We start from the raw sequence: 6,766 nt of genomic DNA, 5'->3' as shown, positions 1-6,766 counted from the left end.
TAATGCATTAAGCTAACCAGTACTAATTGCCCGTACGGCTTGTCCCTATAACCTTGGTAGGTATAGACAAGTCAGGAATACAGCTGCAAGTTTGTTGATACAGCTACCCAACTAACACTACTTCTTCCAGATTCAGAGTTCTTTTGCCAACGGTAAAAGACTCGTACAAGTCAAAGCCTGATGACCATAGCAAGTCGGTCCCACCCCTTCCCATCCCGAACAGGGCCGTGAAACGACTTTGCGCCGATGATAGTGCTGCAACCAGTGTGAAAGTAGGTTATCGTCAGGCTAGTTATAAGCAAAACCCCACCAGGTGATCCTGGTGGGGTTTTTTGCGTTTTACGTTGTCTTCTTCATGTCTCCCAACAGCGCTAACTGAGCGGTAATCGTCCGACCTTTCCTACAGCGCCTCGGAGCCTCCTCCTATACAGCCGCCCAGCTTCGACGCGCATGATCGATCCATTGGTTCTGTACAACGGAGGACGGACATGAAATCGAAGGACAAGAACTCGGGCGGTGACAATCGCGCGCGCGGCATCCACAAGCCGAAGACCGTGACTGTCGCGGAAGGCAGTTTGCAGTCGCGTGCGCCTGGTGCCGTCATGCGCGGCGGCCCCGATACCCCTTTCCCCATGGCGAACATCGGCTCGCAGCAGTCCGACCTGAACCGCGGCCAACGAGGCGGAGCCGGCGCGCAGAACAGCGGCTGGAGCGCCCGCCAGCGTGGCGAGCGGATGCAAGCGCAGGCCGAGCAAAACCGCCTGGGTGAAGCCCAGCGGTCCGGGCAGGGCGGTATGGAGCAACACCAGCAATCGGGTTCTCAACAGTCCGACTCCGGCAAGGGCAGCGCACAAGGAGCGCAGGGCAGTCGGGACCTTCCTCCGTCCGACTCCGGCAGCAAGGCAAACAAGAAGAATCCGCGCAGTTGACCTGCCCGCTCGCCTTCCCGAAACCCGGATCGTTTCCGGGTTTTTTTACGTCGGTCCTCAGTGCGACGAGACCAAACCGCTCTTCCCTGGAAACTGGGGCACAATGCAGCTATAAGCCTTGCCATTTCAACCATGACAGGAAAAGCATGAACGAACAGGTTGCACGCAATGTCGTCCTGGTGCGCGCCATCGAGTCTGCGGACGCGAAACACGAAGTCCTGAGTGACGACGACCGCAAATACGCAAGCCGCAGCGCGAAAGAGCTCGCCGCATGGCAGGCGGCCGACAGCAAGGCGGCCGTCACCCAACACCATTTCCTCGAGCAGCGCTCCGAACAGATCCTCAAGCGCCTCGGCGAACGCACGCCCGCCTTCGGCAGCTTCGCCAGGCGCAAGCTCGGGTTGTCGGGGTTCTGGCTTGCTCTCCCGTTCCTGGCCTTCGTGAGCGGTGCGGCTATCGATCGGATTGCGGATCCGCACCGCGTCGACCTGCTGTCCGCACCTTTCCTGTTGATCATCGGCTGGAACCTGCTGGTCTACCTGGCCATGCTGGTGTGGGCGCTCGTTCCCGGCAAACGCCATGGCTGGGCAGGGCCAAACCTGTTGCGGCGCCTCAGCGTCGGCAAGGCCGTGGTGCCGCGCAAGCTGCCGGTTCCCCTCGCCAGCGGTGTCGCCGCCTTCATGACCGAATGGGCCGCGCTCAGCGAACCGCTCGTGCGGCTACGCCTGAGTCACACGGTGCATCTCGCAGCCGCCTGCTTCGCCCTGGGTGCCATCGCCTCGCTGTACGCGCGTGGTTTGCTGACCCAATATGTGGTCGGATGGGAGAGCACCTTCCTCGACGGCCGCGACGTCCACACGCTGCTGTCCTGGCTGTTCCTGCCGGCGATGAATGCCTTTCCCTTCCTCCAGGGATTTTCGCTGGCCGAGATCGAACTGCTGCGCTTCGGACGCGCGGTGTCGACCGCGAGCGGCGAGCGCTGGGTCCACCTGTACGGTGCGACGCTGCTGCTGCTCGTCGTGTTGCCGCGCCTGTTGTTGGCCGCATTTGCCGGCTGGCGTGCACACCGCCTGTCGCGCAACTTCCCGCTCGACCTCGACCAGCCCTATTACCGCAAGCTGGCCGACAGCATCGGCGCGAGCACACCTGCACTGCTGCGGGTCCTCCCATATAGCTACAGCCTCGACGAGGCGCGCGACCGCGGCCTGTGGGCGATCGCCGCAGCCAGCCTCGGCGGCCAGACGCGCGTCCAGCTACGACCCGCGATCAGCTACGGCATCGACGCGAAGGAAGCGCTGCAGGACACGGCACTCGATGAGCCGGGCGTCACGGTAACAGCCGTCCTGTTCAGCCTCGCCGCCACGCCGGAGAGCGAAAACCATGGGGCCATCCTCGACTATCTGGCAAAACGGGTGCGGCGCGGCGTGGCGGTGCTGGTCGATGAATCGGCCTTCATTGAGCGCGCCGGCGAGCATCCGGACCATGCGAGGCGGCTCGCCGAGCGGGTGGCCCTATGGCGCCAGTTCTGCAGCTTCCACGGCACCTCGGCCACCTTCGTCAATCTCGTCCAGCCCGACAAATACCCGGTCGAACTCGGCGCCGGACTGGCCCTGCCGGAGCTGCGATGAACGAGGCTCCAGTCAAGATCCAGTTCGCGCTCGTCTCGCACACCAACAACGGCAAGACCACGCTGGCCCGCACGCTGATCGGCACCGATGTCGGCGAAGTGCGCGACGCCGCCCATGTGACGCAATTCTCGGAAGCGCACTTGCTGCAATCGAGCGAGGCGGGTGACAGCCTCGTGCTGTGGGATACGCCGGGCTTTGGCGACTCGGTGCGGCTGCTCAAGCGATTGTCGATGACGGGCAACCCGATCGGCTGGTTCCTGCGCGAGGTGTTCGACCGCTACCGCGATCGGCCGTTCTGGCTCAGCCAGCAGGCGCTGCGCGCGGCCAAGGAAGAAGCCGACGTCGTGCTCTACCTCGTCAACTCGTCGGAGTCGCCCCAGGATACCGGCTACCTGCCGTCCGAGATGAAGATCCTCGAGTGGCTGGGCAAGCCAGTGGCCGTGCTGCTCAACCAGATGGGACCACCGCGTCCGGGCGCCGAGGAGTCGGCCGAGCAGGGACGCTGGAAGCAGCACCTCGTCCAGTTCCCGATCGTGAAAGACGTGCTGCCGCTCGACGCCTTCGCCCGCTGCTGGGTGCATGAACACGTCTTCTACGAAGCGATTGGGAAGCTGATCGAGCCTGGCAGGCACGCGGGTTACGCCCGCGTGCTCGCAGCGTGGGAAGCGGCGAACGAACGGCGCTATCGTAACGCGCTGCGCCTGGTGGCTGAACTGCTGGCCGTCGCGGCGCGCGACCAGCAGGAAGTCGCGATCGACGGCAAGGGCCTGCTGAAGTCGGCCCTGAAAGCAGTCGGGCTGGGCAAGGATGAGCAGAAGCGGCAGGCGCTGGCGATGGCCGCGCTGGTGCAGCGCCTGAATGATGAAATCGGCACGACGACGGCGCGCATGCTGGTCCTGCACCGGCTCGATCCAGGCGAAGCAGCTGCCATCAATGCCCGCGTGCGCGAAAATTTCGCGGTGCGCGCGCCGGTCGACAAGGCGCAGGCCGGATTGCTTGGCGCCGTCGTGTCGGGTGCTGCGACCGGGCTCTCGGCGGACCTGATGGCCGGTGGACTGACGCTCGGCGGCGGTGCACTGCTCGGCGCGATTGTCGGCGCCTTGACGATGGCCGGCGCCGCCTGGGGTTTCAATGTCGGCACCGACCGCAACCAGCACACCGTGCAGTTTGCCGATGCCTTCCTCCAGACCCTGCTCACGGGAGGGCTGCTGCGCTACCTGGCGGTGGCGCACTTCGGGCGCGGGCGCGGGAATTACGTCGAGAGCGAGGCGCCGCCGTTCTGGCAGGCCGAAGTCGAACGGGCCGTTACCGAACACGCCGGCGACCTGCCCGCGCTGTGGCGGGCCTTGCGTGCGGCGCCCGACCAGGAAGCGGCAATCGTGCTCGGCGACAGGGCGATTGGACCGGCAGCCGACGCCGTGCTCGCGCGTTTGTATCCGGCGGCCGCCTTGGCGGCGCCTGCGGTGCCGGTGGCGGTTACTGGAACTGGTACTGCGCGCTGACGCCCAGCATCCAGTTGCGTCCCGGCGCCGCTTCGTAATAGCGCCGGTTCGATTCCGCCACAATCACTGAGCCGACATAGTCGCGATCAAACAGGTTGTTCAGGCGAAGGTATTCCTTGAGCCGCCAGCGGCCGACCTGCTGGCGCGCCTGGACCCGCGCATTCAAAATGGCATAGCCGGGCGCCGCTACCGCCGTGTTGGCGTCGTCCGGATGCACCTTGCTGCTCGCCTGTGCTTCGAGGGCAGCGTTTACCCTGCCGTCCGGGGTGGTCCAGCCCAGCTCAGAGAACAGGCTGGCGCGCGGAACGCCCGGTAGCCGGTTCCCCTGCGGGATGGCGCCGAAGCCGTCGTCGTAGATGGCGCGCAGCAGGTTGGCCGCCACCTGTCCGTTCCACCCATTGGCAAAGCTCGATGCCAGGGACAGCTCCAGTCCCTGGCGCAGCGTCCGTCCCGCGTTGCGGTAGCTGGTGCGCCCGCCACTCGAAGCATCGACGACCAGTTCGTCGCGCGTGCGTGCCTGGAACAGCGCGATATCGGCCCGCGTGTTCGCGCCGAACATCGCCTTGGCGCCGGCTTCGAGATGGAGGCTGCGGCTCGGGGTGAGACCGAAATTGAATCCCGCGCCGGTGGCCGAATAGAACAATTCGTTGAGCGTCGGCGTCTCGAAGCCGCGCGCCGCGCTTGCATACACGTTCAGCGAAGGCGAGATCTTGCGCAGCACGCCGATCACCGGCGCGGTGCCGTTGTACGCGGTGCCGCCGCTGTCGTCGCCGTTGGCGCCGAAGCGGTCGCTGACCCCGACTTTCAGCCGCGTGTGACGCAGGCCGCCGGTCAGCACCCAGGCGCCGGATTCCCATTGCGTCTGGAGGTAGGGGTCGATGCTCGTCAGGCGGTTGTCTTCATCGCGGCGCAGGCGTCCGCGCACGCCGAATAGCGTTCCCTCGAAATTCTCAAAGCCCTGGCGCGCGTCTTCCGAGTCGGCATATTCCAGGCCGACGGTCGTGCGCAGCGTTCCCGAGCCGAGTGCCCGCACGTCCTGCCAGTTGACATCCACACCGCGGAAGTCGCGGTCAAAATCGATCACGCCGCCCGAGTGGGTAACGGGCTGCTGGAAAGCGCGCGAGAACGACTGGTACTGGATCACGCGGCGGTTGCCGCCATAGACCGTGAGTTGCAGGCGATGCGGACCGAAGCGCTGTTGCCAGTTCAGGCCGAGCTGCTGGTGATCGATGCTCTTGCGGGTGTCGTAGCGTTCCGCGAAGCTGCGCTGCGGCGCCTGCGTATCGGTGAGATCGATCTCGCCCGCGCGCGGGTCGCGTTCGAAGGTCTGCCAGGTGACGCCGAGCGGATCCTGGGTATCGTCCTGTTCGAGCGAGTTCGCCACGATGGTCAGCTTGCCGTCGCGGCCTGTGGGCAGCGTGAGCTTGGCATAGGCCTGGTCGCGCCTTGCCGCGCTGTGGTCGCGATAACCATCGGTGTCGAAGCGCGAGGCATCGATCACATAGCCCACAGCGCCTGCCTTGCCCTGCGCGTTGATGTCGGTCTTGCGTAGTCCATTGCTGCCGGCAGTAGTCGAGAGCTCGACGCGAGGCGCGCCTTCGCCATCGCGCGTGAACAACTGGATCACGCCGCCGGAGTGATTGCCATATAAAGCCGAGAAGGGGCCGCGCAGCACTTCGATCCGCTCCGCCATGTCGAGGTTGAAGGTCGCGGCCTGGCCCTGGCCATCCGGCATGGTCGCAGGAATGCCATCCGCCACCAGGCGAACACCCCGTACACCGAAGGAAGAGCGCGCACCGAAGCCGCGCGAGGACACCTGCAGATCCTGCGCGTAGTTCTGGCGGTTCTGGACGACGATGCCCGGTACGGCGACCAGCGACTCGGACAGGTTCACCCGCGGCTGGCCCGCGCCGATGCGTTCCGCATCGATAACACTGATGGCTGCCGGGAGATCGAAACTCTCCTGCTCGGTGCGCGAGCCGGTGACCACAACCACCGCCTGCGGGGAGGCGGGTGATTGGGCAGAGGCAGGGGAGGCGAAGCCGGCGAGCAGGCCGGCGACGAGCGGCAGATGGGTGCGGGGAGGGGGCATTTATTGTTGAGCAAGATGGATAGATTGCCATCATAACTGCAGCACCGCCGGGATGCCGTCCGGCTGATTTGCACGCTGACGCAAAAGGCCTTGCACAGGACCTATGACGTTTGCTATAGTTCGCCTCCGCTTCGGGACACTCAGCAGTAAATGCTGATGTGAACACCTGAAAATGTTAACGTAATCAAGTGGTTACGGCGACAATGGTCCGCAGGGAAATCTGCAACGAAGCAAAAAACAGGATTGACGAGCAACGCGAAACACTGCATACTCTCTCTTCTCTGCTGCTGACGAACACAACGCTTCGTCGAGTGCAGCAAGGCAGTATCGAATACAGTTCTTTAACAATTTACAGTCGATAAGTGTGGGCGTTTGATGAAGGTGCCAGGAGCTTCGGCTCTTGAATACTTAAATTATCAAATGTTCACAAAAAAGAAATACGTTGCTCAGCAATGAGTAACGGTCAGTATTTTGAGTGAGCGAACCCCGACCAATGGGAGGGGTTCGAAACCGGTAGCAATGCTGGTTTCGACAAACAGAGATTAAACTGAAGAGTTTGATCCTGGCTCAGATTGAACGCTGGCGGCATGCTTTACACATGCAAGTCGAACGGCA

At 63.7% G+C, this 6,766-nt stretch carries 4 protein-coding genes and 2 rRNA genes; 5 read left to right on the top strand and 1 reads right to left on the bottom strand.

Annotated features, from left to right (window positions below; translation table 11 throughout):
- The first annotated feature begins 176 nt into the window (after positions 1-176).
- The 4 genes from rrf (at position 177) to AC56K1_RS22805 (ending at position 4,059) form a co-directional block, all read left to right on the top strand.
- A 5S ribosomal RNA gene (gene rrf / locus AC56K1_RS22820) occupies positions 177-289 on the top strand.
- Positions 290-488: 199 nt separating this feature from the next.
- Positions 489-929, top strand: coding sequence for a hypothetical protein (locus AC56K1_RS22815; RefSeq protein ID WP_497160062.1), 441 nt, complete (start codon positions 489-491; stop codon positions 927-929).
- 146 nt (positions 930-1,075) lie between these two features.
- On the top strand, positions 1,076-2,557 hold the full coding sequence (locus AC56K1_RS22810; RefSeq protein WP_497160061.1) for a DUF2868 domain-containing protein: 1,482 nt from the start codon (positions 1,076-1,078) through the stop codon (positions 2,555-2,557).
- Positions 2,554-4,059 carry a GTPase domain-containing protein gene (locus tag AC56K1_RS22805; RefSeq protein ID WP_497160060.1) on the top strand — a complete coding sequence of 502 codons (1,506 nt, stop codon included), beginning with the start codon at positions 2,554-2,556 and terminating at the stop codon, positions 4,057-4,059. Before AC56K1_RS22810 ends, AC56K1_RS22805 begins: the two co-directional genes overlap by 4 nt.
- Here AC56K1_RS22805 and AC56K1_RS22800 read toward each other — a convergent pair.
- Positions 4,034-6,151, bottom strand: a complete 2,118-nt coding sequence (locus tag AC56K1_RS22800) for a TonB-dependent receptor family protein (RefSeq protein ID WP_497160059.1) — start codon at positions 6,149-6,151, stop codon at positions 4,034-4,036. The two genes, AC56K1_RS22805 and AC56K1_RS22800, sit on opposite strands and share 26 nt — an antisense overlap.
- Positions 6,152-6,695: 544 nt before the next feature.
- On the opposite strand from AC56K1_RS22800, the gene AC56K1_RS22795 reads away from it, so the two are divergent.
- Positions 6,696-6,766, top strand: a 16S ribosomal RNA gene (locus AC56K1_RS22795); the annotation flags it as partial.

Source organism: Telluria sp. ZB4P37 (assembly GCF_059685855.1).
Note: the sequence above shows the minus strand (reverse complement) of the source record. Positions and strands in the feature narration are given on the sequence as shown.

Coding starts and splice junctions, on each gene's coding strand:
- AC56K1_RS22815 (WP_497160062.1), top strand. CDS start 489: ATGAAATCGAAGGACAAGAACTCGGGCGGTGACAATCGCGCGCGCGGC.
- AC56K1_RS22810 (WP_497160061.1), top strand. CDS start 1,076: ATGAACGAACAGGTTGCACGCAATGTCGTCCTGGTGCGCGCCATCGAG.
- AC56K1_RS22805 (WP_497160060.1), top strand. CDS start 2,554: ATGAACGAGGCTCCAGTCAAGATCCAGTTCGCGCTCGTCTCGCACACC.
- AC56K1_RS22800 (WP_497160059.1), bottom strand. CDS start 6,151: ATGCCCCCTCCCCGCACCCATCTGCCGCTCGTCGCCGGCCTGCTCGCC.